At 70.7% G+C, this 22,492-nt stretch carries 19 protein-coding genes and 1 pseudogene; 10 read left to right on the top strand and 10 right to left on the bottom strand.

Annotated elements, in window-relative coordinates; all coding sequences use genetic code 11:
• Window positions 1-5: 5 nt before the first annotated feature.
• Both ABZ490_RS33225 and nudC read left to right on the top strand, forming a co-directional pair.
• Window positions 6-1,418: a dipeptidase gene (locus tag ABZ490_RS33225; protein ID WP_358998449.1), complete on the top strand. Its 1,413-nt coding sequence runs from the start codon at window positions 6-8 to the stop codon at window positions 1,416-1,418.
• A gap of 150 nt (window positions 1,419-1,568) precedes the next feature.
• Window positions 1,569-2,513, top strand: coding sequence for an NAD(+) diphosphatase (nudC, locus tag ABZ490_RS33220; protein ID WP_358998446.1), 945 nt, complete (start codon window positions 1,569-1,571; stop codon window positions 2,511-2,513).
• A 111-nt stretch (window positions 2,514-2,624) separates the two neighbouring features.
• On the opposite strand, the gene ABZ490_RS33215 is transcribed toward nudC, so the two are convergent.
• Both ABZ490_RS33215 and ABZ490_RS33210 read right to left on the bottom strand, forming a co-directional pair.
• Window positions 2,625-4,202 (bottom strand): streptophobe family protein, encoded by a 1,578-nt coding sequence (locus tag ABZ490_RS33215; protein ID WP_358998443.1) that lies wholly within the window; start codon window positions 4,200-4,202, stop codon window positions 2,625-2,627.
• A gap of 245 nt (window positions 4,203-4,447) precedes the next feature.
• Entirely contained in the window at window positions 4,448-5,077 is a 630-nt protein-coding gene (locus tag ABZ490_RS33210) for a helix-turn-helix domain-containing protein (protein WP_358998440.1), read from the bottom strand.
• 774 nt (window positions 5,078-5,851) lie between these two features.
• Here ABZ490_RS33210 and ABZ490_RS33205 point away from each other — a divergent pair.
• The 3 genes and pseudogenes from ABZ490_RS33205 (at window position 5,852) to ABZ490_RS33195 (ending at window position 7,759) form a co-directional block, all read left to right on the top strand.
• A complete protein-coding gene (locus ABZ490_RS33205; protein WP_358998437.1) occupies window positions 5,852-7,102 on the top strand; it encodes a cytochrome P450 in 1,251 nt (416 codons plus the stop codon).
• Window positions 7,103-7,104: 2 nt separating this feature from the next.
• A pseudogene (locus ABZ490_RS33200) lies at window positions 7,105-7,323 on the top strand (SDR family NAD(P)-dependent oxidoreductase); the annotation flags it as partial.
• Between the two features lie 133 nt (window positions 7,324-7,456).
• Window positions 7,457-7,759 carry a hypothetical protein gene (locus ABZ490_RS33195; protein ID WP_358998677.1) on the top strand — a complete coding sequence of 101 codons (303 nt, stop codon included), beginning with the start codon at window positions 7,457-7,459 and terminating at the stop codon, window positions 7,757-7,759.
• A 52-nt stretch (window positions 7,760-7,811) separates the two neighbouring features.
• Here ABZ490_RS33195 and ABZ490_RS33190 read toward each other — a convergent pair whose 3' ends face one another.
• Window positions 7,812-9,350: a carboxylesterase family protein gene (locus ABZ490_RS33190; protein ID WP_358998434.1), complete on the bottom strand. Its 1,539-nt coding sequence runs from the start codon at window positions 9,348-9,350 to the stop codon at window positions 7,812-7,814.
• 81 nt (window positions 9,351-9,431) lie between these two features.
• Between ABZ490_RS33190 and ABZ490_RS33185 the strand changes: the two genes are divergently transcribed.
• Window positions 9,432-10,028: a helix-turn-helix domain-containing protein gene (locus ABZ490_RS33185; protein ID WP_358998431.1), complete on the top strand. Its 597-nt coding sequence runs from the start codon at window positions 9,432-9,434 to the stop codon at window positions 10,026-10,028.
• Window positions 10,028-11,665 (top strand): CocE/NonD family hydrolase, encoded by a 1,638-nt coding sequence (locus ABZ490_RS33180; protein ID WP_358998428.1) that lies wholly within the window; start codon window positions 10,028-10,030, stop codon window positions 11,663-11,665. The genes ABZ490_RS33185 and ABZ490_RS33180 overlap by 1 nt, the downstream gene beginning before the upstream one ends.
• Window positions 11,666-11,758: 93 nt before the next feature.
• Here the strand turns inward: ABZ490_RS33180 and ABZ490_RS33175 are convergent, their stop codons facing one another.
• Complete coding sequence (locus tag ABZ490_RS33175) at window positions 11,759-12,586, bottom strand: IclR family transcriptional regulator (RefSeq protein WP_358998425.1); 828 nt, start codon at window positions 12,584-12,586, stop codon at window positions 11,759-11,761.
• A 210-nt stretch (window positions 12,587-12,796) separates the two neighbouring features.
• Between ABZ490_RS33175 and ABZ490_RS33170 the strand changes: the two genes are divergently transcribed.
• The gene (locus ABZ490_RS33170; RefSeq protein ID WP_358998422.1) at window positions 12,797-13,966 is read left to right on the top strand and encodes a thiolase family protein; all 1,170 of its coding nucleotides are present in this window, start codon (window positions 12,797-12,799) and stop codon (window positions 13,964-13,966) included.
• Window positions 13,967-14,568: 602 nt separating this feature from the next.
• On the opposite strand, the gene ABZ490_RS33165 is transcribed toward ABZ490_RS33170, so the two are convergent.
• The 6 genes from ABZ490_RS33165 to ABZ490_RS33140 all read right to left on the bottom strand — a co-directional run bounded on the left by ABZ490_RS33165 (window position 14,569) and on the right by ABZ490_RS33140 (window position 19,949).
• Window positions 14,569-14,760 (bottom strand): hypothetical protein, encoded by a 192-nt coding sequence (locus tag ABZ490_RS33165; protein WP_358998705.1) that lies wholly within the window; start codon window positions 14,758-14,760, stop codon window positions 14,569-14,571.
• Window positions 14,697-15,032, bottom strand: coding sequence for an SDR family NAD(P)-dependent oxidoreductase (locus ABZ490_RS33160; RefSeq protein WP_358998674.1), 336 nt, complete (start codon window positions 15,030-15,032; stop codon window positions 14,697-14,699). The genes ABZ490_RS33165 and ABZ490_RS33160 overlap by 64 nt, the downstream gene beginning before the upstream one ends.
• A 263-nt stretch (window positions 15,033-15,295) precedes the next feature.
• Window positions 15,296-16,801, bottom strand: coding sequence for a streptophobe family protein (locus tag ABZ490_RS33155; RefSeq protein WP_358998418.1), 1,506 nt, complete (start codon window positions 16,799-16,801; stop codon window positions 15,296-15,298).
• A gap of 392 nt (window positions 16,802-17,193) precedes the next feature.
• Window positions 17,194-17,763 (bottom strand): MarR family transcriptional regulator, encoded by a 570-nt coding sequence (locus ABZ490_RS33150; protein ID WP_358998414.1) that lies wholly within the window; start codon window positions 17,761-17,763, stop codon window positions 17,194-17,196.
• A gap of 77 nt (window positions 17,764-17,840) precedes the next feature.
• Window positions 17,841-18,272, bottom strand: a complete 432-nt coding sequence (locus ABZ490_RS33145) for a hypothetical protein (protein WP_358998411.1) — start codon at window positions 18,270-18,272, stop codon at window positions 17,841-17,843.
• Between the two features lie 150 nt (window positions 18,273-18,422).
• A complete protein-coding gene (locus ABZ490_RS33140) occupies window positions 18,423-19,949 on the bottom strand; it encodes an MFS transporter (protein WP_358998408.1) in 1,527 nt (508 codons plus the stop codon).
• 165 nt (window positions 19,950-20,114) lie between these two features.
• Between ABZ490_RS33140 and ABZ490_RS33135 the strand changes: the two genes are divergently transcribed.
• Together ABZ490_RS33135 and ABZ490_RS33130 are read left to right on the top strand one after the other, a co-directional pair.
• Window positions 20,115-20,750, top strand: coding sequence for a helix-turn-helix domain-containing protein (locus ABZ490_RS33135; RefSeq protein WP_358998404.1), 636 nt, complete (start codon window positions 20,115-20,117; stop codon window positions 20,748-20,750).
• Window positions 20,751-20,854: 104 nt separating this feature from the next.
• Window positions 20,855-22,492: cobalamin-dependent protein (locus tag ABZ490_RS33130; protein WP_358998401.1), on the top strand; the 1,638-nt coding region annotated here is incomplete at its 3' end.

Below are 22,492 nucleotides of genomic sequence, written 5' to 3'. Positions count from 1 at the left end.
TGACCATGAGCCATCCCGTTGACAGTGCCGTCAGCGCCGTCCGCACGTACATCGGGCAGCATCGCGCCGCCTTCCTCGACGACCTCGCCGAGTGGCTGCGCATCCCCTCGGTGTCCGCGCAGCCCGACCACGCCGCCGACGTACGACGCAGCGCGGACTGGCTCGCCGCGAAGCTGACGGAGACCGGCTTCCCGACGGTCGAGGTCTGGCCGACGCCCGGCGCCCCCGCCGTCTACGCCGAGTGGCCCTCGGACGACCCCGAGGCCCCCACCGTCCTGGTCTACGGCCACCACGACGTGCAGCCCGCCGCCCGCGAGGACGGCTGGGACAGCGACCCCTTCGAGCCCGTCGTCCGCGGAAACCGCCTCTACGCGCGCGGGGCCGCCGACGACAAGGGACAGGTGTTCTTCCACACCCTCGGCGTGCGCGCCCACCTCGCCGCCACGGGCCGCACCGTTCCGGCCGTCCACCTCAAGCTGCTGATCGAGGGCGAGGAGGAGTCCAGCTCCCCGAACTTCCGCGCCCTCGTCGAGGCGCACGCCGAGCGGCTCGCCGCGGACGCCGTGATCGTCTCCGACACCGGCATGTGGTCCGCGGACACCCCCACCGTCTGCACGGGCATGCGCGGCCTCGCCGAGTGTGAGATCCGCCTCTTCGGCCCCGACCAGGACATCCACTCCGGCTCCTTCGGCGGCGCCGTCCCCAACCCGGCCACCGAGGCCGCGCGCCTCGTCGCCGCCCTGCACGACGAATACGCGCGCGTGGCCGTCCCCGGCTTCTACGACGGCATCGTCGAGCTCACCGACCGCGAACGCGAGCTCTTCGCCGAACTGCCCTTCGACGAGGAGCGGTGGCTGAGCACCGCCAAGTCGCACGCCGCCCACGGCGAGGCCGGGCACACCACCCTGGAGCGCGTCTGGGCCCGCCCGACCGCCGAGGTCAACGGCATCGGCGGCGGCTACCAGGGCCCCGGCAGCAAGACGATCGTCCCGTCCTCCGCCTTCGTGAAGCTGTCCTTCCGGCTGGTCGCGGGCCAGGACCCCGAACAGATCGAGAAGGCCGTCCGCGCCTGGGCCGACGAGCGGATCCCCACCGGGATCCGCCACGAGATCGCGTTCAGCCCGGCCACGCGCCCGTGCCTGACCCCGCTCGACCACCCCGCCCTGCAGTCCGTGGTCCGCGCCATGGGCCGCGCCTTCGAAGGGCCCGTCCGCTTCACCCGCGAGGGCGGCTCCGGGCCCGCCGCCGACCTCCAGGAGGTACTCGGCGCCCCCGTGCTGTTCCTCGGGATCTCCGTCCCCTCGGACGGCTGGCACGCGCCGAACGAGAAGGTCGAGCTGGACCTCCTCCTCAAGGGCGTCGAGACCACCGCGTACCTCTGGGGCGACCTGGCCGAGAACTGGCGCCGTGCGCCCTGACGGCCCCGCTCGGCCCGGAGCGGGTTTGCGCGCGGCGCACACTGGAAAGGCCGCATCGCGGCACCGCACCGGATCCGGTCGCCCCCTCCCGCACGTTCCGCTGAACCGCCCGCCGAATCAACCGTTCCACCGGGGGAGTTGGAAGCACCCGTGACCACCTGGACCGACCAGAACGCCGACAGGCCCGTGTCGCTCACCGCGCCGAGCGGTATCGACCGGGCCGCCCACCACCGGCTTGACGAGGCGTGGCTCGCCGCCGCGTGGAGCCACCCCACGACGCGCTGTTTCGTCGTCTCCGGCGGCCAGGTCCTCATCGACGAGACGCCCGACGGCCGGACCGAGCTCGTCATGACGCCCTCGTTCGAGGCCCCGCTCACCGAGGCGCACCGCTACTTCCTGGGCACCGACGAGGAGGGCGTCAGCTACTTCGCCCTCCAGAAGGACGCCCTGCCCGGCCGGATCGACCAGTCCGCCCGGCCGGCCGGACTGCGCGAGGCCGGGCTGCTGCTGTCGCCGCGGGACGTGGGCCTGATGGTGCACGCCGTCGGCCTGGAGAACTGGCAGCGCACCCACCGCTTCTGCTCCCGCTGCGGCGAGCGCACGGTCATCGCCGCGGCCGGACACATCCGCCGCTGCCCCGCCTGCGGTGCCGAGCACTACCCGCGCACCGACCCCGCGGTGATCATGGCAGTCACCGACGAGGACGACCGCATCCTCCTCGGCCGGCAGGTCCACTGGCCCGAGGGCCGCTTCTCGACGCTGGCCGGCTTCGTCGAGCCCGGCGAGTCCATCGAGCAGGCGGTGCGCCGCGAGGTGTTCGAGGAGGCCGGGATCACCGTCGGCCCGGTCGACTACATCGCCAGCCAGCCCTGGCCGTTCCCGTCCAGCCTGATGCTGGGCTTCATGGCCCGCGCCACCTCCACCGCGATCGACGTCGACGGCGACGAGATCCACGAGGCCCGGTGGTTCTCCCGCGACGAGCTGACCGCCGCCTTCGAGGCGGGCGAGGTCCTGCCCCCGTACGGCATCTCCATCGCGGCCCGCCTGATCGAGCTCTGGTACGGCAAGCCGCTGCCGACGCGCAGCTTCGTCTGACAGCAGCAGGAGGGGGGCGGGGCGGGCGGGGCGCCCCCCCCCCGCGGGGCGCCGGCGCGGGGGGCCCCGGCCGGTGCCTGCTCCGGCCGGGACCCCCGCAGGTGAGCTCGCTCAACGGTTGCCAACGGAGACCTCCACGGAGCCGGAGTCCGCGCCCGGCGCCGTGGCGGGGGGAGCGGGATGCCCCTCACCCGCGTTCGCCGGGGTCCTGAGGGCCTTCTTCCGGGCGAGGATACGGGAGCGATTGGTGACGGCGCCGCGCAGCAGGCATCCGGCCAGCCCCGCCGCGCCCCCGACGAGCAGCCCGAACAGCAGGGTGAGGAGCACGCTGCCGGTGAGTTCGCCGCGCGTCCCGCCCATCTCGCTGCCGAACATCGTCGCACCGAAGCGTCCGGACGCCCCGGCCAGCCATGTCGCCGTCGCCATGATCAGCGCGGTGACGAGGGCGAACCGCTCGGCGAAGCCGAGGTGCGGGCCGAAGGGACCACGGTAGCGGTGCAGAGGCGGGGTATGGGCGGGGTCCGTGCCCCGTGCGGCCGCGTAGGCACAGGCCAGCAAGAGGAGGCCGGTCACCGCGAGCGACCCCAGCCACAGCGGCCAGCCGCCGGCCGACAGCGCCCGCAGGTGCTCGATGCGGTCGGCGGGAACCGCGGGCTGCTGACCGCCCATCCCGCCCATGAGTCCGGCGAGCGGATTGCCGCCCTGGCTCGCCACCTGCTTCGCGGAAGCCGTCCACGGGGCGCCCAGGCCCAATGTCAGGAACACCGCCACGGCGTTCGGCGCGAGCAGGATCGCGCCGCCGGCCACCGTCGCGGCCCGGCCGCCGACCAGGAGGCCGACGAACATCACCACCACCAGCGGCACGGCCGTCGCCACCATCAGCGTGCGCACGATCGCCGAGACGGCGGGCGTCCACGCCGGGCGCAGCCGGTCGACCGCGCCACCGAGGGGGATCCGCGTCCTGCGGCTGATCACACAGCCGGCGGCGAGCACCACGGCCACCCACAGCACTGCGCCGAAGGCGGCCGTCGCAGCGTGCACGTGATACGTCATCGTCATGTCCTGGGGCGCCGAACCACCACCGAACATCCCGCCCAGGCCACCAGCACCACCCAGGCCACCGGCGCCGCCCGCGGCCCCCGCCCCCTGGTCGCCGCCCAGTCCGCTCATCGCCGAGGCCGGCACGGTGAGAGTTCCGTGCGCGAAGCCGCCCACCACCGGGAAGGCGAGCAGTGCGGCCGCGACGGCTCCACCGGTCCGCGCCGCCAGCTCACGGAGTTCGAGCCGCCGGTCCTTCAGCCGGCGGGAGAACGCGGGCCACAGCACGAGGGAGCCGAGCAGCGTCACACCGAGGGGCACCGCGTCGATCGCCCCGCTCATCGACGGGGCCATGCCCCCGCCCCCACCGAACAGGCCGCCGAGCAGGTCTCCGATCCCGGAGCCGCCGGACGGGGCCGAGGTGTCCGAGCCCGCGCTCACCGAGCCGCCGACGGCCATGGCCGTCAGTGTGAGCGACAGCCGCCACAGCGACCCGGCCGACCCGGCGTCCAGCAGCCACAGGGCCAGCGCCGAGACGACCACCATGGCGGCCAGGGCGTACAGCGTGGCCCTCGCCCCGTCCAGGGCGTTCCTCAACAGACCTTCGGGCGGACGGCGCTCGGCCAGGGGCTTCGATTTGACGACGGGCATGTCGGATCACTCCGCTTCGTTCGGACAACGCAACTCGACGCCGTACGAAGGGATTCGGCCGACGGGGCGCCGCGTCCTTGAGGACCGGCACAGCCTGACGGCCGGGAGTGCCACGTTCCGCAGAGGTCCTGGGAGTTTCCTGACAACGCTCGGTGGCCGACCGCAGGTCAGCCCCGCGGACCCCGGGACGGGCGACCCGACTTCTCAGAGAACTCCCAGAACACCGAGCCCCGCCGGCACCCTGCTCAGCCCAGGTCACGTGGGAGCAGGCGCCGGCCCGGAAGCGGCGTGCCCGGGGCTCGCAGGCCGTCGAGGATGAGGGCCGTCGCCCGGTGCAGCATCATGTCCGCCATCTCGGCCTCCGCAACCGGGTAGTGCCGTACCAGCAGCGACAGCAGCACACCGAGATCGCCCGCGCCGATGTCCGCGCGGAGGCTGCCTTCCCGCTGAGCGGCCGTGACCAGGTCGTCGAGCAGGCCCATGATCTCGTCCCGGACACCCCGGATCTCCGGGTCCCGGGTGACGATCGCATGCGCCCGCTCCGACAGCAGCCCCAGCTGCGTCGTCACCCGCAACTCGCGGGAGTGTGCGAGGAGACGGGTGATCGTGTCCCAGGCGGTCGGCTCTTCCCGGGCCACGGCCCGCAGTTCCCCCAGCACACGGCTGAAGCTGTCCTGCGCCACAGCCCGGATGAGCGAGTCCCGGTCGGGAAACCGCCGGTAGAGAGTACCGACGCCGACTCCGGCGCTGCGGGCGATCTCCTCCATCGGCACGTCGGGCCCCTGAGCCTGGAAGACGACTTTCGCCGCCGTCAGGATCTGGTCGCGGTTGCGCCGCGCGTCGGCTCTCATCGGGGTGTGCGGATCAGCGGTCATACGCCTGATTCTCCCAGTGAGTGGCGTGTCCGACCTCGGTCAGGTGGACGAAATTCCTCCACTTCGCTAATGTCGAACCCGTAAGCGGAAGAAATCTATCCGTTTTGCCCCCTGTGCTCGGAGGCTCCCCCACCATGTCCGCCACCCCCACCCCACACGCACACCTCCCCGTTCACCCCCGTCACGGAGCACATCCATCTCCGCCATGACCCGCCCACCTCCGCGTGACCCTGCCCAGCGACTTACCCGCACGGGTGCTGACCAGGCACGACGGTATCCGCCTGCTCGACGGTCCGAGCCCGACCGACTCATGGCGGCCGTCGCCCTTCCCCTGCGTCCCTGGTAGCTCGTCGTACGGAGCGACGGAAGTCCGGCGACGGCCTGTCGAGCAGGCAGACGGCCAGGACGAGGACCGGGCCAGGACCGTCGGCCCCGCGTTCGCGCTGCTGATCGCGGGGCACGAGACCGCAGCGTCTCCGACGAGGACGTGGAGATCGGCGGCGCGATCATGGGCGCGGACGAGGCAACGGCTTCGGATACGGAGTCCACCAGCGCCCCGGCCCACGCCGAACCGCGCATCGACTTCGCCACGCTGATTCCCCGACCTGCCCTTCAAGGCCCACAGGAACGTCTACGAAAAGCCGGTGCCCTGGTAGGCCACGATCACTCGGGCCCATCGACCACTTGTCAACTCGAGCACTTGTCAACGTCGCGGGCGGCGCCGTCCGCTGTCCGTCCGCTGCTCCTTTGCCCACCCCCCACCTCAGGAACGACATGACCGACGCTCTTGCCGCCACCGCCGACCAGCCGATCCCCGATTTCCCGATGCCGCGCGACAGCGGCTGCCCGTTCGCCCCGCCGCCGAAGCTGCGGGAGCTGCACGCCGAGCAGTTGCGTGCCGACCAGCCGATCACCAAGGTCCGGATCTGGGACGGCACCACCCCCTGGATCGTCACCCGCTACGACGACCAGCGCACCCTGCTCTCCGACGCGCGGTGCAGCGTCGACCTGAGGCGTCCGGGCTTCCCCTACATGGCCCGCAGCTTCCGCGACGTCGCCCAGCGCGGCAGCGAGCCCGCGTTCCTGAACCTGGACGACCCCGCGCACGCCCGGATCCGACGGATGATCTCCGGCGCCTTCACCATCAAGCGGGTCCAGGCCATGCGTCCCTCGGTGCAGCGCGTGACGGACGACTTCATCGACGCGATGCTGGCCGGGCCCAAGCCCGCCGACCTGGTCCACGCACTGGCCCTGCCGCTGCCGTCCCTGGTCGTCTGCGAACTGCTGGGCATCGCATACGAGGACCACGAGTTCTTCCAGACCAAGAGCGAGATCGGCCTGCGCCACGACGCCGACCCGGAAGAGACCGCGGCCGCGCACTACGAGCTGCTCGACTATCTCGACCGGCAGATCCAGGACCGGGTGACCAAGCCCGCCGACGACCTGCTCTCCGTCCTGGCTGCGCGCTACAAGGACGGTGAGCTCACCCGGCGCCAGGCCGCCTCCATGGGGCTGCTGCTGCTCGGCGCCGGCCACGAGACGGCCGCCAACATGATCGCGCTGGGCACGGCGGCCCTGCTGGAACACCCGGAACAGCTGGCGATCATCCGTGACACCGACGATCCGCAGGTCCTCGCACGCGCCGTCGACGAGCTCCTGCGCTACCTGACGATCATCCACATCGGCAACCGCAGGATCGCCCTGGAGGACATCGAGATCGGCGGCCGGACCATCCTCGCCGGAGAGGGCATCATCCTGCCCAGCGTCACCGCCAACTGGGAAGAAGACCACTTCTCCGACCCCGGCCGGCTCGACCTGCACCGCGACTCCCGCCGCCACCAGGCCTTCGGCTACGGCATCCACCAGTGCCTGGGCCAGCCCGTGGCCCGCCTGGAACTGGAGGTCGTCTTCGGCACCCTCTTCCGCCGCGTCCCCACACTGCGCCTGGCCACCGACGTGGAGAAGCTGCCCTTCAAGCACGACGGGGTCGTCTACGGCCTCTACGAGCTGCCGGTCACCTGGTAACCATGACCGTCCTCGTCACGGGAGCCTCCACCGGCTTCGGAGCCGCCCTGACCCGGGCCTTCGCCCGGGCGGGTTGGAAGGTCGCCGTGACCGTGCGGAGCCCGGTGAAGGCCCCGGCCGACTTCGCGGACCTCCCGTCCGTCGAGGTGGTCCGGCTCGACGTGACCGAGCCCGAGTCGGTCGTGGCCGCGCTCGGGGCGGTCCACGACCGGTTCGGCCCGCTCGATGTCGCCGGTTACGTCCCATGGGGCACGCTGGAGGTGACCCGGGCCGTCCCGCCGCAGATGCGTGAGCGCGGCACCGGACACATCATCATTTTCTCCTGGCGTCGCCGGCATCGCCGCCGTACCCGTCATGGCCGCCTACTGCGGCTCCGAGTTCGGCCTCGAAGGTTTCAGCGAATCACCCGCCCAGGACGTACGACACCTGGGCATCAAAGTCACCATCCTCCAACCAGCCTGCTGCAGAACGGAGTTCAGGACAGGCGCCGTAGACCGGCGTATCCCGTGCCCGACGTCTACAGCCCCGCCGACGCGGTTGTCTCGATCGCCGCCACCGACAAGCCGCCCCTACGGCTCCCCCTCTGGCACGGGCTCTTCCTCCTGCGCCGCAGACTCGCCTCGCGGCAGCGGAAGTACGACCACTGGAAACGACTGACCGGAACAACCCTGTGACGCGCCCCCGGCAGCGCCCGTGCGCCAGAGCCCCGTCAGGAGGTCAGCAACGGCATCGCTGCGAAGGCGTACGGCTGCCAGAGCCGCCGCGAGACCTCCTCCGGGTAGGCCGTCACCGACGGCTCCGTGTCGAAGATCCGGGTCAGGCGACGTTCGGCGTCGAACGCGGGCCAGCCCGGGTCACCGGTGGCGGCGAACGAGGTCCAGGCCGAGCGGATCTGGGACGTCAGCACCTCGGCCTCGTCCACGTGCTCGGGGCCGATGGCCACCGGACCCAGGTGGGCGTCGTAGGTTCCGAACAGGAGCGGGCCGTCCAGTCCGTGGCAGGCGCGCAGCATCCCGCCGTGTCCCGGGGACTGCCAGGCCAGCTCGTACAGGTACGCCTTGCCGCCGCCGGCGGCCTGTGCCTCGGCGAGCTTCAGCGCGGGCATGCGGAACAGCCAGTCGCTCTGCACGACCTCGAACAGGTCCTCCGCGGACATGTCCGGGAACGCCTCGCGGTAGGCCCGTTCCCCTTCCTCTTCTTCGCCGGGACCGAAGTGCCGCAGCGCGTCCCCGGCCTGCTCCTCGGTGACCTTGCCGAAGAGGTTTCCGAAGAGGAAGAAGGTGCGCCACTCGTCCCGGTTGTGACCGATGATCAGCTCCACGTCCCGTCCCGCGCCGCGCGCGAGGCCCTGCCAGGGTGTGACCGGCAGCACCTCACCGTCGACCACCGGGGAGAAGAGGGTGAGCGTGTGCGCGAAGTTGCCCCAACGGGCCGCGTGCTGACGCATCTTCGACTCCACCGCGTGCCCGATGGCCGGTAGCTCCCGCGCGTCCACACCGGACAGCGCCTTGGCATTCGGACGCAGACCCGCCTCGGCGGCGATGGCCGCGGCAACGTCGCGGGCCAGGGCGTCGGAGAAGAAGGTCCCCGGCAGACTCTGCCCGATGGCCCGTGTGAACAGCCCCGTCGCGCTCGGCATGACCATGAGCGAGGCGATGGAACCGGCACCGGCCGAGTCCCCGAGGATGGTCACCTGGTCGGGGTCGCCGCCGAACGCCGTGATGTTCTCCTGGACCCATTCCAGGGCAGCGACCTGATCCAGGAGCCCGCGGTTGGCGGGCGCGCCCTCGATACGGGCGAAGCCCTCGACGCCGAGACGGTAGTTCACCGAGACGAACACCACATCGCCCTCACGCGCGATGTGCCGGGCGTCGTAGCCGGGGCTGCCGGAGAAGCCGTGCTTGTAGGCACCGCCATGGATCCACACCATCACCGGTCGACGGGCGGCGGGGTCCGGCGCGGGCGTCCAGACGTTGACCGTCAGCCAGTCGTCGCCGGTACCGCTGAAGAGGCCGTTGTCGCCGCGGCCGCCCATGTTCGCGTCCTGAGGGGCAGGCGGGCCGAACTCGTACGCCTCCCGTACGCCGTCCCAGCCGCGCACGGGCCGCGGTACCTGGAAACGCGCCTTGCCCAGCGGAGGCTCGGTGTACGGGATGCCACGGAAGACGGCCAGGCCGCCCTCGGTACGGCCGCGGACCACGCCGACGGTGGTGCGGACCTCGGGGTCACGGAATTCGGCGGCGGGCATGCGACCGGCTCCTCATGATCGTAAATGAATCGCTTGATTTAACAGTTGCCTATCTTTTGACATCTGTCTAGTCTCTCGGACATGCAGGACCGACAAAGCCGCCAGGTGCTCCGCAACCGCGCCGCCCTCATGAGCGCCGCCGTACGCCTGGTCTCCGAACGCGGCACCACCGCTCTGCCCGTCATCGACCTCTCCGAGGCCGCGAACGTCAGCCGGCAACTGGTGTACATCCAGTTCGGCGACCGCGACGGACTCCTCGTGGCGGCCGCGACCGATCTGGTCGAACGCGAACTCATGCCGGAGGTGGCCGACGACGACGTGGCACATCACCGGCGTCTGCTGGCGATGGCCCGGCACTTCGCCGAGCACCGGCCCTTCTACCGGGCCATGCTCACCGGCTCCTGCGCCTTTCCCATGACCCGGGCGCTGAACAGGCTGTTCGGCTCACTCATCACTCCCGCGGGGCTGCGGGAGGTGTTCGGCGACCTCGACGAGACGACGACCGAGGACCTCAAAGTGATGATCAGCGGCGGGACCGGCGCCATCGTCAACGACTGGCTGATCGACGCGGCCGACCCCCTCGACGCCGAGGAGCTGGCCGACCGCCTGGAGCACCTCGCGACGGCGTTCACCGTCCGCCCCACCGCCCCCACTCCCGCATCCGGAGGCCACCCTTGATGAACCTCAGCAGCCACCTCGTCCAGCGCATGCTGCACCTCGGCCCGCCTCTCACCAGGGACCTGAGCGTCACACACGACCTGCGCGTCCCGATGCGCGACGGTGCCGTGCTGCTCGCCGACCGCTGGGCGCCGAAGTCGGGCGGCGCCGGCCTGCCGACCGCCCTGATCCGCGTGCCCTACGGCCGGGCGGGCGCGACTGCGGGACCGATGGCCCGCCCGCTGGCGGAGCGCGGTTTCCAGGTGCTCATCCAGAGCACCCGCGGCACCTTTGGCTCGGACGGCCCCTTCGACCCGCTGCGCCGCGAGCGTGAGGACGGTCTCGACACCGTCGAATGGGTGCTCAAGCAGGCCTGGTTCGGCGAGTCGATGATCCTCTGGGGCGCCAGCTATCTGGGCTTCGTGCAGTGGGCCATCGCCGACTCGCTGCCGCCCCAGGTCAAGGCCATGATCCCGGTGGTCACGGAATCCGCCCTCACTCTGGACTTCCTGCGCGCGGACGCCTTCTCCCTGGAGACGCCGTTCGGCTGGGCCGTCCAGGTCGCGGGACAGGAGCGTCCGTTCGCGATGCCGCGCGCGATGCTCGGTGCGAAGAAGGTCCAACGGGCCCTGCACACATTGCCGTTGAACCAGGCCGACCTGGCCGCGATCGGTCACCGCGACGACTACATCCAGAACATCCTCGACCACGACTCCGAGGCTCCGTTCTGGAAGGCCCTCGACCACCGCGACCGCGTCACCGACGTCGAAGTGCCGGTGAGCTCGGTCGCAGGCTGGCACGACATCTTCCTGCCCGGCCAGCTCCGCGACTTCCGCGTACTTCAGGAGGCCGGTCGGACGGCCCGGCTCACCGTCGGTCCCTGGGCTCACACCTCCCTGGGCGTGGGAGGGGTGGCCTTCGCCGAGGCCGTCGGCTTCGGCCTCGCGCTGGCCCGGGGCGAGCAACCGGCCGAGCGCGCGCCGGTACGGTTGTTCGTGATGGGCGAGGAGAAGTGGCGCGACTTCTCCTCCTGGCCGCCGCCCGGGTACGAGCCCCGCCGCTTCCACCTCCAGCCGCGCGGCACCCTCTCCCCCTCGGTCCCCGAGGCGGCACCCCCGGACCGGTACCGCTACGACCCCGCCGACCCCACCCCGGCCGTCGGTGGCGTCCGCATGGCCTTCGGCGTCAAGAACGGCCGCGTCGACAACAAGGATCTGGAGGCCCGTCGGGACGTCCTGACCTACACGACTGCCCTGCTGGACGAGGACGTCGAAGTGATCGGCGACGTCAGCGCGGAGATCTTCTTCCGCTCCAGCCTGCCGTACGCCGATGTCTTCGTGCGGCTGTGCGACGTCGACGCCGAGGGTCGCTCGACCAACGTCTGCGACGGCCTCACGAGCCTCACGGACGCCGACCGGACCACCAGGGCGAACGTCCAGCTGTGGCCGACCGCCTACCGGTTCAAAGCCGGCCACCGTATCCGGGTCCAGATCTCCAGCGGCGCCTTCCCGCGCTACAACCGCAACCCCGGCACCGGCGAACCGCGCGCCACGGCGACCGGCCTGCGCGGCGCCGAACAGCAGGTGTTCCATGACCCGGACCATCCCTCGGCCATTGTGCTGCCGGTGCGCCAGGTTCCCGCGGCCCGGGGCACGTGACCCGTCGGCTGTCGCGCGCTGCGCCGAGCGGCGGCAGCGTGCGCGGCCACGATCTCCGGAGTCACGGTCCCCTCGACGCCGTTCGCCCCCCGCTCAGAGGGACCCAGGCTCCGAGAACGCGCCCGGGTAGGGGCGTACAGGACCGAAGAGCTCCTCGCTCACCGCCCGCACGGCGCCGACGACCAGCGGGGCCGCCCGTTCCAGCGGGGACCGACTGTCCCCCACCACCGAGACCGCGGCGACCGGCCCGTCAGGGCCGCGCAGGGCGAGACCCACGCACCCGAGCCCGACGAAGCACTCGTCACGATCGAACGCCAGCCCGTTGCGCCGACGAACGGCGGCGAGTTCGCGGTGCAGCAGGTCGACTCGGCCGATGCTGTGCCGCGTGCGCCGTTCCAGCACCTGCCCGTACCGCACGTCGATCTCCTCGGGGCTCAGCCAGGCCAGCATCGCCTTGCCGAGGCTGGTGCAGTGCGCGAGCTCACGCCCGCCGACCCGGGAAGGGATGTCCTCCGCCGCCGATCCCCCGACCTTGTCGAGGCAGTAGATCTCCGGTCCGTCCAGTACGGCGAGGTGCACGACCATTTTGCTCTGCAGGGCCAGCCGCAGAAGATGCGGTGCCGCCGCCGCGCGAAGGGCGCTGTGGTCGATCTCCCGGCCGCCGAGGCCGAGTGCCCGCGCGCCCAGCATGTATCCCGCCGCCGCATGCCCCAGCCAGTTCAGCCTGACCAGTTGGTCGAGGATCCGGTGCGTGGTCGAACGCGGCAGCCGCGTCCGGCGGACGATCTCGTCGAGCGTCAGATGGGTCTGCGGACGCTCGAAGAGGTCGATGATCAGCGTCACGCGCTCCATCATCGACGGGGGCAGCACACAGCCGCCGAACTCCGAGGGCCGCGAGTTCAGGCGAAGGGCAGACGTCATCGTCGGTGCCTCTCTGCTCAAACCGACATCAATGCTGGTTCGGCGGCCTCAAGGTACCCGCGTCACGGGACACCGACCAGGGATCGTGCAATAAAAAATATTGTATTGGATTGCCGCCGCCGGGAGTAAAAATACATTGACAGCCAACTATCTGCATAGCTACTGTCTGCCATCCACAAATTAATCATGGTCCTCACGCGGAGTTGACCCATGCCCGAAGCCGTCATAGTGGACGCCGTCCGCACCCCCATCGGCAAGCGCAACGGCACACTCGCCGACGTCCATGCCGCCGACCTGTCCGGGTACGCGCTGCGGGCGTTGCAGCAGCGCACCGGCATCGATCCCGAGCTGGTCGACGACGTCATCTGGGGCTGCGTCAGCCAGGTCGGCGAACAGGGCGGGGCCCATATCGGCCGGTACGCGGTGCTCGCGGCGGGCTGGCCCGAGTCCGTGCCGGGCGTGACGATCAACCGGGCGTGCGGGTCGAGCCAGTCGGCGTTCGACTTCGCCGCCGGGATGGTCATGGCCGGGCAGTACGACCTCGTCGTGGCCGGCGGCGTGGAGACGATGACCAGGGTTCCCTACGGCTCCGCCCAGGAACTCGGCCGGCCGTACGGCCCGCTGGTCCGCGACCGCTACCACACCGACCTGACCGGCGGCCGTTTCCCGAACCAGGACTTCGACCAGGGCATCGGGGCGGAGCTGATCGCCGGCAGGTGGGGCCTGACCCGGCGGCAGCTCGACGAGTACGCCGTGCGCTCGCACGAACTCGCGGCCGCCGCGATCGACGCCGGCGCCTTCGACGGCCAGCTCGCGGCCGTGCCCGGCAAGCCCGGCTTCACCGCCGACGAGGGCGTCCGCCGCGGCTCCACCGTGGAGAAGCTGGCCACGCTCAAGCCCTCCTTCCAGGCCGACGGGATGATCCACGCAGGCAACGCCTCGCAGATCTCCGACGGCGCCTCGGCCGTTCTGATCACCACCCCGGAGCGGGCGAAGGGGCTCGGGCTCACCCCGATCGCCCGCTACCACTCCGGCGCCGTCGCAGGCGGCGATCCGCTGATGATGCTGACCGCCCCGATCCCCGCGACCCAGAAGGTGCTGAAGAAGTCCGGCCTGTCGATCTCGGACATCGGGGTCTTCGAGGTCAACGAGGCCTTCGCCCCGGTCCCGCTGGCCTGGCAGGCCGAACTGGGCGCGCGCGACGAGGTTCTCAATCCGCTGGGCGGCGCGATCGCCGTCGGCCACCCGCTCGGCGCCTCCGGCACGATCCTCATGACCCGGATGCTGCACCACATGAGGGACAACGGCATCCGTTACGGTCTGCAGACCATGTGCGAGGGCGGCGGGACGGCGAATGCCACCATCGTCGAACTGCTCTGATCCGCAGCACAGTCGGTCCGGCTCCCGACGCGGGCGGGAGCCGGTCCGGCGGCTCCTCAGGCCTCCGGGCGGCCTTCGTCCGGCGGCTCGCGGATCCGGTCGTCGCGTGGATCGTGGCGGTCGCGGCTGCCGCGCCAGTAGCGCGTGATGTCGTCGGCTGCGAGGGTGTGGTCCGGTACGACCCGGCGGTAAGCGATCTTCCAGCCCGAGTCGAAGCGCCGGAAGCAGTCGACGTACCGGCCGAACGGGACTCGGTGGTCCCCTCCAAGCCCGAGTGGACGACGAAGACGGTCTCTCCATAGGCCTCGTCCCCATGGAGTTCGAAGACCGACCGGCCGAGCAGGCGGTGCATCGACAGCCCCGGCGGGAGCCTCCCCGGGGCGCAGACGAATTCGGCGAACTCACGGCCGACGATCTGCGCGTGATCGCCTCTGTCCACGGCCGCCGACAGCACCGCGATCAGTTCGGTCAGCGCCTGCTTGTCGAGCAGGGCTCGGACGGCACCGGCACTGTCGTGGGTCATGCGCTGAACGCCTTCTCCGTCGTGTCCGCGCTACGCCGGTGCGGCTCACACCGTGGCAGGGGTGGTACGCACTTCGCGGTCACCGCACCGACCGGAAGAACCCGCGCAAGGGACCGCTGGTGGGAAGGGAGATCAGCCCGACGAGCGAGGCGGTCAGCGCCAGATCGGCGGGGCGGCTCTGCTCGATCGGCACCGGCACCGGTGATCTCACCGAGTTGAGCAGGGTCCGCGGGTTGACGTCCAGGCTGAAGTCGTAGGACTCGCGCGGCATCTCCCACCGCGCCCTCCGCCGGACACTCCCGCGTCGAGGCACAAGGCGCCGATCGGCGCGATGGACACAGTCCGCTCCACCAGCGCGCCGACGGCGGCCGGGTCGCGGAGGTCGACCAGATGCCTGTGGGCCTCGATGTCGGCGTCGGTCAGACCGGCGCGCGCCGTCCGCGGGGCCTGCTCGTCGCGGTCGGCGATCAGCACCGCCGCTCCACGCCGCCCGTAGGCATGGGCGAGCGCGTGCCCGATGCCACTGGCGCCCCCGGTGACCACGGCGACCGTTCCATGTAGTTGATGGGATGCCACAGTCCGAACCTCCGCCCGAACGCCTTCTGGCCTGGTTGAGGCGTGATGGGGTTGTGACGCCGTCAAAGTATCTGGCGCCAGAGCCCAGTGCAAGGTTGACCGACTATCTGTCTCCTCACCTTTTCGGACGGCTCTGTGCGTGATCGGCGCGCCACGCGTGCGCGTTCCCGCCGGGACTCCGGCCCGGCGGGAACGGTCACCGCGGTCGCCCGATGCCTGCCTGACGCTCGTCAGGCCCCCGGCTCCACGGTGTTGCGGACGACCGCGCCCGAACCGGTCGCCGCGGCCACCGGTTCCTTGCGCGGGAGGAAGCGGAACCCGGGGGAACTCGCCCGCTCCCCACACAGCAGGCTTCCGGCGAACCCGGCGACCGCACCGGCCAGCAGACCGGCGACGAACGTCCACAGCACACCGCCGTCGAGGCCGATCTCGGTCCCGCTGACGAGGTGGCCGGCCATGGTCACGTGGGTGTCCAAGGAGGGCTCGGCGAGCGCGGCGGCCCCGCCCAGGACGAGCGCCGTGACGATGCCGAAGCGCTCGGCGAGGCCAAGGTGCCGGCCCAGCGGGCCCTTGTAGGGGTGCAGTGGACGCGCGTTCGCGGGATCCGTCGCCCGGGCGGCCGCATACGCGCAGGCCAGCAGAACCAGACCGGTCAGCACGATGGACATGAGCCACACCGGCATGCCGCCGGACGTCAGATCACCCAGGCGCTGCGTGTGATCGGCCGGCGGGACAGCTGCCTGCCCGCCCGCCTGACCGGCGGCCGACTGGCCTGCCTGGCCCGCGGCGGCCGCCGCGGCGGCCGGGCTCTGCACCATGTGCAACGCCGACGTCCAGGTGGAGCCCAGGCCCACGCTCAGGAACGACGCCAGAGCGAACGGTGCCGTCAGCAGGGCACCGCCCGCGGCCTTGCGGTCACCGGCGGACAGCGCACCGACAAGCGTCAGCACTGCCGCCACGGCGAGCAGCGTCCGCACGAGGGCCGAAAGGCTCGGCGCCCACGAGGCCCGCAGCCCACGCGCGGAGAACTCGGCGGGCAGCCGGCGGCTGATCAGCAGACCGACGACTAGCACGAGGACCGCCCACACCAACGCGCCGATCACCGTCGCGCCGATCCCCACCTGGTACGACATCGGCGGCTGCGCGGCCGAGCCGGCAGCGGCGGCGAGGCCGGCAGAGCCGAAGAGCTTCTCGACGAGGTCGCCGAGCGGACCGCCGAGACTGGCGCCGCCCTTTCCACCGACTGTGGGCATGGTGAACGAGCCGTGCGCGAGGGCCGCGGCGCCCCACAGGACGAGTACGGAGGCGCCGACCGCGCCGACCGCGCGCGCCGCCAGGTCACGCGCCTGGAAGGGCCGTCGCCGCAGGCCCCAGGAGAACACCAGCCAGAGAACCACCGCGCCGAAGAGCGTGATCGCGAGCGGGAACACATGGGCCGTGCCGCTCATCGTCAGGTTCGCCGCGCCGCCGGCGGGCTGGGCGGTGCCGGTCGATGACGCAGCCGGCATGGGCATGGTGTCGGGGCCGACGGTGGCCGAGCCGCCGACGGCCATGGCGATCACTCCCATGGTCAGGGCCCACAGGGAGTCGGTCGAGGCCGGCTCGAAGACGGCCAGACCGACGACGGCGAGCGCCGCCATGGCGACGACCGCGCACAGAGCGGCCAGGGCGCCTTCCAAGGCGTTGCGCAAGGGGCGGGGTGGGAGCGGGGAGACGGAGGACGGGGATGGGGACATGAGGGTAACGCTCCGTTTTCACTCGGGGACGAGATCGGGGAAGCGGGACCGCTGCCGGCGGCCGCTTCCCCGGAGGGAGCAACTGGACGTGCGAACAGGGTCGGCGATAAGTACGCTGACCAATAGTCGGGTGACCTTTATTTGGTCAGCAGGGTGCACCTTCTCCAGTACATGGCCTCTACACCGTCCCGATAGGCGGGACTGCCCTCGGCGCCGAGTCGACTCGACGGTGGCGCGCTCATCGGTGAGCCGGCTGAGCTCCGGAATGCACGCCGACACAGCCGTCAGCGGCGGCCGACTCCGTCGACCGGGAGCAACTACCAGGTGAGCGTACGCACTTGGGCGGACGGCGCCGCGGTGTTCCTATGCGGTCGCGGTCGGTTCCTCGTCCGCTACTCGGGGTCGCCGGCTCCGCGCTCGAAGACGAGGGCAACATTGTCCAGACCCTCGAGAAGGGTCTTGACGGTGTCGGACTCGACGTCCGACAACCCGTACTCGAGCGCAGCGAGTTCGGCGTGAGCCCGTCGGTACAGGTTGTGCCCTTCGCGTGTGGCGACGGCCAGGATACGGCGCCGGTCGCCCGGGTCCGCACGCCGTTCGATCAGGCCGCCTCGCACGAGGCGGTCGATCGTGGCGGTCATCGTGGTCGAGTGGACCGAGGCCCGTGCCGCGATCTCGGACAACTGCACGCCCTCAGGCTCCGAGCAGACGATCGACAGCACCTGGTACTTGGCGTGCGAGGTGCCGAGTTCGCTCAGGACACCGTCGAGTTCACGCAGGAGCAGATCACGCACCCGCAGGATCAGCCCCGCGACCAGCAGCCGCTCCGTGCCGGCCGAGTCGAGGTCGTACGTCTGGCCCAGCGAGTCGGCGAGCCGCACGCTCGTGGCCGAGCGGCCCGCGCTGACAGCGTCCGAGCCACGAGCGCCGGTCCGGGTGCCGTGGTTTCCGACGCCTGCCATCGAGTCTCTTCCCTCCGACATTCACGCCTTGGATACTTCGTCATCCTAGCGTCCACGTGCAAGATCTCCGACCCCCTTCATGACGAGCACGTGCTGCTCCACCCGACGTCGACGAGGGCCGCGACGACGGCGCACGGATGGGTCCGAGGCGACACCACGCGCAATGCCGGGAGGTCGGCGATCAGCACCGGCAAGGTCTCCGGCCGCCCCTCGGCGGCGACGACCAAGTCCACTCTGTCCCAGTCGCCGCACGCCCGAACGGCTTCGAACATCGCCGCGGTCGCCCAACTCACCGGGTTCGCCCGCACAAGGAGGATCGTGTGCCTTCGTGGGCGGGGATGAGCGAAGGCGCTCTGCGCGAAGGAGATGGCGGCCCGCCCCTCGGGCGAATCGACGAGAAGCACCTCCGTGTCGAACGCGTGCGCCTCCACAGCGGTCTTCATCATGTCGAGACGCGCCACGTCCTCGTCGACGACCAGGGAAAACCGCCTGCCGGGCTCCCATCGCACTCCGCACCTCCTCGCCCTGTGAACTTCACGACGTCGTCGGTCGGACGGCGACCGCCCCGAGTCCGGTCACCGAGGCTCCCCCGTTTACACAGCCCAGCTCCAGACTGGCCGACTATAGGAATACCGATTACTTGTCGTCAACGTATTGCGTTACCCACCCGTCTTCGCCGCCTCCTCGTCCGACGACGTCCGCTCGCCCCGGTCGGGTTCGGATGCCGGCAGGTCAAGGCTGCTGCGCAGGTTGACCGGCTTCAGCAGGACGGCGGCGACAAGGGCGAGAAGGGCCGCGCCGACCGAGATCAGGAAGACGCGGCCCGTGGCGTCACCGTAGGCGATGCGGGTGATCTCACCTTGCGAGACCTGACTCTGGACGTGCCGGGCCAGCACGGCACCGAGGACCGAGACACCGATCGTGCCGCCGAGGGAACGGAAGAAGGACACCGTGGAGCTGGCCGCGCCGACGTCCTTCAGCGGCACGGTGTTCTGCACGGTGAGCACGAGGTTCTGCATCGTCAGCCCGACGCCCATGCCGACGGACAGCATCGAGACGCTCAGCAGGACCATGGGCGTCTTGTAGTCGATGGTGCTGAGGCCGGCGAGCCCGATCGCGAGAAGCGCGGTGCCGGTGACGATGAACGGTTTGATCTTCCCGGTACGGGTGATCAGACGGCCTGCGATCGTGGAGGCGATCAGGATGCCGGCCATCATCGGGATCGTCAGCAACCCCGCCTCGGTCGGGCTGTACCCCCGGCTGAGCTGGAAGTACTGACTGAGGAAGACCGTGACGCCGAACAAGGCCGTGCCGACGGAGAGGCTGGCGACAATCACCAGCGCCGTCGTGCGCTGCCTGACGATGGCGAGGGGCACGACGGGCTCGGCAGCCCGCGTCTCCACCCACATGGCGACGACGAGCAGCGCCAGGCCGACGGCCACCAGGACGACGGTCTGCCAGGAGGACCAGGCGAACGAGTTGTCGACGAATGACACCCACACGAGCAGCACACTGACACCCGCCGCGATCAGCGTGGCACCCACATAGTCGATCTTCACGTTTGCACGGCGTACGACGGGCAGGTTCAGCGTCCGCTGGAGCAGCAGGAACGAGGCGACAGCGAACGGAATCCCGATGAAGAAGCACCATCGCCAGCCCAGCCACGAGGTATCGACCACGACACCTCCGAGCAGCGGGCCGCCGATCGTGGACGTCGCTGTGACGCTGCTCAGATAGCCGCTGTAACGACCCCGCTCGCGGGGCGGGATCATGGCCGCGAGCACGATCTGGACCAGGGCCTGGACACCACCGACGCCTATGCCCTGCAGGGCGCGCGCCGCGATCAGCTGGCTGCCGGTCTGGCTCACCCCCGAGGCCAGGGCACCGAGCACGTAGAAGACGATCGCGGCTTGGACCAGTGTCTTCTTGCTGAAGAGGTCGGCCAGCTTGCCCCAGATCGGAGTCGTGGCCGTCGTGGTGAGGAGGGTCGCGGTGACCACCCAGGTGTACTGCGTCTGGGACCCGTGTACCGCTCCGATGATTCTGGGCAGGGCGCTCGACACCACCGTGCTGCTGAGGGTCGAGACGAACAGGGCGAGCAGCAGGCCGCTGAGCGCTTTCAGCACCTGCCGACGGGATGTGAGGGGTGTGTCCACGGGGCTCGCGGCGTTCGCTGCGGTGCTCATCAAGCGGGCTCCAAGCCGGAATCTTCGCTATACACGACGTATAGCGAAATCGCTTCACCATACACGCCGTATAGTCAGTGCATGCGCTGCCGGCGGCACGGAGGACCGTCGGCCCGGAGCGCGCCCCACGCTCGGGACGCGAGAACAGCAGGAGAGACTGGGCGGATGGAGCCCACGCCTCGCAAGAACCTGCGCGAAGAGCAGAAGAACCTCACCCATCGCCGACTGCTCGACGCCGCCGTCACGGTGTTCGCCGCGAAGCCCTTCCTGGATGCGCGCATGGAGGACATCGCCCAGGCGGCCGGGGTGACGCGGGCCACGGTCTACGCCCACTTCCCCGGCAAGGCGGAGATCGTGGACGCCTTGGTGGAGCGTGTGTACGGACTGATGGAAGAGGCGTACGCGGAGCTGGCCGCGCTCGACCGCTGGTCCCGCGCCGACATTCGGAAGTGGCTCGACGGGGCCGAGGCGCACTGGCGGGAGATGGCACCCATCCGCCGTGTCGCCAACGTGGCGTCTCCGGCCGCTCTGCGCAGCGTCGGCGACGGCCGGGCGCAGTACGTCGAGGCACACCAGCGTTACGTCGGTCTGCTGGTCGGGCATCCCACGCGCTGGCAGGGCGTCAACCCCGCGGAGGCTCGCCAACGGGCACTGATGGCAGTACTCCAGACCGAGTCGTTCTTCTCCGCCTGGATCGCCGTGGGTTGGCCACTGGACACGGCCGACCCCCTTCACCTGCTGGCCGACTGCCTCTGCCACCTCCTCGCCCCCGCATTGGAGAACGACGGCCGGGCCACCTGACACCCTCTGTGCTTCTGGTCACACAGAGATCACCTTCTGTCATTTACTAGGACGTCCTACTATCGCTGCCGTCAGAGCCTCCACCTGTCCAGGGAGGGCCCGCCATGAGCGATCTCCATCAACCCGTGCACCCTGTCCGTCTGGTTACGGCTTCGGCGTTGTTCGACGGGCATGACGCGTCGATCAACATCATGCGGCGGATCTTCCAGTCCCAGGGCGCGGAGGTCATCCATCTCGGGCACAACCGGTCGGTGCGCGAGGTCGTGGACGCGGCGCTGGAGGAGGACGCGCACGGCGTGGCGGTCTCGTCCTACCAGGGCGGGCATGTGGAGTATTTCGAGTACCTGATCGAGTCGCTGCGTGCGCAGGGCGCGGACCATGTGCGGGTGGTGGGCGGCGGGGGCGGGGTCATCGTGCCCGAGGAGATCGCCCGGCTACGTGCAAGCGGGGTGACGATCTTCTCCCCGGAGGACGGGCAGCGGATGGGCTTGGCCCGCATGGTCAATACCGTCGTGAAGGACTGTGACTTCGACCTGTGGGAGGGCCGACCGGCCGAGGCCGCCGCCGTGCCGACCGGCGACCGGTCCGCGGTCGCCCGTGCCATCACCGGTGCCGAACTCGGCAAGCTGCCGCGAGAGTTCATGGCACAGGTGCGTGCGGCGGCCTCGGGGCGGGTGGTGCCGGTGATCGGTATCACCGGTACCGGAGGTTCGGGGAAGTCCTCGCTCACGGACGAGCTGGTGCGCCGTTTCCGCGTCGACCAGCAGGACAAGCTGCGGATCGCGGTGATCGCGGTCGACCCCACCCGCCGCCGGGGCGGCGGTGCCCTGCTCGGCGACCGTATCCGGATGAACTCCCTGGACGGCTCCCGGGTGTTCTTCCGCAGCCTCGCCACCCGGGGCAGCCGGGAGCTGCCCGAGCACCTGTCGGACGTGATCGACGTGGTCAAGGCGGCCGGGTTCGACCTGGTGGTCGTGGAGACGCCGGGCATCGGTCAGGGCGACGCGGCGATCGTGCCGTTCGTCGACACCTCGATGTACGTGATGACGCCGGAGTTCGGCGCCGCCTCGCAGCTCGAGAAGATCGACATGCTCGACTTCGCCGACGTCGTGGCGATCAACAAGTTCGAGCGGCGCGGCGCGAAGGACGCGATGCGCGACGTGGGCCGCCAACTCGTCCGCAACCGCGAGGCGTTCGGGATGCGGCCGGAGGACATGCCGGTGTTCGGCACCTCGGCCGCGACTTTCAACGACGACGGCGTCACCGCGCTCTACCAGCACTTGAAGTCCGTCCTGGCCGAGAAGGGGCTGGCGTCGTCCGAGGGGGTGCTGGCGCCTGTGGATGTGCGCCATTCCTCGGGGATCCGGCAGGTGGTCCCGGCGGAGCGGGTGCGCTACCTCGCCGAGATCACGGGCGCCGTGCGTGCTTACCACACGGGGACCGGTCAGCTCGCGGAGGCGGCGCGGCGGGTGCAGCGGCTTACGGCCGTCGAGGAGGAACTGGCCGGCGCCGGAGCCGACGCGGAGAGCGTACGGGCGCTGCTCGACGAGGCGCGCCGGAAGCTGCCGTACGAGATCACGGAGCAGATCACGGACTGGCCCGCGGTCGTCGCCTCGTACTCCGGCGACGAGCAGGTGGTGAAGGTCAGGGACAAGGAGATCCGCACCAAGCTGACCCGTGAGTCCCTCTCCGGGAACAAGGTCCCCCGCGTCGCCCTGCCCCGGTTCACCGACCACGGTGAG

This window comes from Streptomyces sp. NPDC005811 (assembly GCF_040630405.1).
Lineage (GTDB): Bacteria > Actinomycetota > Actinomycetes > Streptomycetales > Streptomycetaceae > Streptomyces.
Note: the sequence above shows the minus strand (reverse complement) of the source record. Positions and strands in the feature narration are given on the sequence as shown.